This window comes from Alexandriicola marinus (assembly GCF_004000435.1).
Lineage (GTDB): Bacteria > Pseudomonadota > Alphaproteobacteria > Rhodobacterales > Rhodobacteraceae > Alexandriicola > Alexandriicola marinus.
This window is the reverse complement of sequence record NZ_RBVZ01000048.1, coordinates 1-2,117: the sequence shown is the minus strand read 5'-3', so window position 1 is coordinate 2,117 and position 2,117 is coordinate 1. Positions and strand designations below refer to the sequence as shown.

1 protein-coding gene is annotated in these 2,117 nt (G+C 62.4%); it reads right to left on the bottom strand.

Annotation, left to right across the window (positions count from 1 at the left end):
- Window positions 1–421: 421 nt before the first annotated feature.
- On the bottom strand, window positions 422–1,876 hold the full coding sequence (locus tag EP376_RS22565; protein WP_127657712.1) for a LuxR C-terminal-related transcriptional regulator: 1,455 nt from the start codon (window positions 1,874–1,876) through the stop codon (window positions 422–424).
- Window positions 1,877–2,117 lie beyond the last annotated feature (241 nt).

Here is a 2,117-nt window from a genome sequence, read left to right as displayed (position 1 = left end):
GCGGCCGGATTTTTCCGTTGTTTTCAAGGGTTATTTGCCAGGGGCTGAGCACTGGCGCTGCCGCCAAAAGGCCCGGGAGAGGTCTCTCGCGGCCGATATTCTCTGGACCTCATGACTACGCCGATTTGGTGAATAGTTCATAAGTATCTGGCATCACGCCGTTATTTTGGGCTCCTGGCTTCACACTTCGACGCCAGTGGCGTTCGGTGAGATGCAACAAAAAAGCCGACCCTTGCTAAGGGTGGCAGAAATGCCATCGGACATCAAACTATCTTCGGGCCTGGTGTGGTTCCATTGCGAAGCCGTCGTTCGCAGTCGCCTGCCAAAGATGCCTGAGTTTCTATTGCGGCGAAGCGAACTGACAGGTTGCTGCAGCTTTCAGGCCCGGGCGCGAAGCTCCCGCAAGTCTTGGGGAGAAGTGTCAGCCAAGCTCGAAACTAAATTCCAGTTCTTCTATCAGCGCGCGAACCTTTGGCGACCGCGCGATCAGATGTGCGAAAGCCTGCATGAAATCCTCGATTGTCACGCCGGGTCGTGCTGCTTTCACGCGCGCGACCTGCACCTTTACCACTTCGGGATCGCCAAGGGCGAGGGCGGCCATGACAGCCCCGGCATTCGCGAACCAGCTTGCGCGTGGCAGAAGGGAGGCCTCGCGGAACGCTTTCAGGGCCGCTTCGGCAGACCCGTGCTCGGCGTCCGCAAGATGCGCCATGCCGATGTTGGCAAGGAAGGTCCAGCGCATCGGATCGTTGGGGCTCATGCGCGAGGCGATCTCGCTGTCGGCGATGACCTGCCTGAGATCTCCACGCGGGGCCAGGACATTGGCGAAAGCGCGCGCGTTATGCACTTCGGCGCTGTTGGAGTTTATTTCGAAGGCCCTGTCCATGACGGCGAAAGCCTCGTCGAACGCCCCCGCCATCACCAGGCAGCACGAGAGGGTGCAATGGGCCACTTCGTCTCGCGGCTCGAGGTCGAGAGCGCGCCTGGCATGCGCGATGCCATCGGGAATGGCCTTTCGAGGATCCGGCGAAATGGCAAGGATCGTTTCCATGAAGTCGATCCGCGAAAGTAGGGCATGGGGGGCGGCGAAGGTCTCGTCGGCCTCGATCGCCTGCAGCGCGCAATCGCGGGCCAAACGATAGCCGCCCTCGGTAAAGCGGTAGGCCGCATCGAACCCGTTGCAGTAGAGCTCCCATGCCGAAATATTGCTTTCCCGTCCACGGCTGGCCCGCTCGAATTCGCGGACGCGGATCTCGGGTTCGATGGCCTGCGCGATCGAGCAAGCCAGATCGTCCTGAAGCTCGAAAATGTCCGACCACGCCCCGTCATAGGTCTTTGACCAGACATGGGCGCGCGTCGGCGCATCGACGAGTTCGGCCGTCACGCGCAACCGTGCGCCATCGCGAAAGAAAGTGCCGCGGAGCAGATAGCGCGCGCCCAGTTCCTCGCCGATGGTGGTGATGTCCTTCGCGCTGCCCCGATAGGTCAGGCTCGATGCCGCGGCGATCACCAGAAGCATGCGGAAATTCGACAGGGTCCCGGTCGTCCGGTCGACGAGCCCTGCGATGATGCCCTCATGCTCGGGCGCGCCCGACCGGTTTTCAAAGGGCAGGATGGCAACCGAGGGGCGGACGGCTTTCGCAACCCTCGGCGCGGCGCCCCGATCGTTCGATACGTCTTCGGCGTCCCCCCCGCCGAGCGCCTGCGAGAGCGCGATCTTCGAACCGACGCCCAGCTTGCGGTAGACGGCATAGATATGGGCGCGGACCGTGGTCGGCGCGATGCCAAGGCGTTCGGCAATTTGGCGATAGGTGGCGCCGCCGGCATAGGCGGTAGCGATCTCGGCTTCGCGGCGGCTCAGGCGCTCGGCTTCCATGATCTGTCGCGCTCCTTCAAACCGATCGAGACAGACCGCAGGCCCAGCGGCCCGGGAAAGACCGCATGCGGCACACCCCGAGGTGATCGTTTTCGCATGACCCGGTGGGGTACATGCACAAGGGTACTACACGTTTATAGTGCATATGCACGATGCCGGGAACGTGTCCAGCGCGTTAGCTTGGGTGAAAATCACGCCCGACACCCATTGGAGACCGCCATGACCCGCCTCGCCCTCGCCG

Coding starts and splice junctions, on each gene's coding strand:
- EP376_RS22565 (WP_127657712.1), bottom strand. CDS start 1,876: ATGGAAGCCGAGCGCCTGAGCCGCCGCGAAGCCGAGATCGCTACCGCC.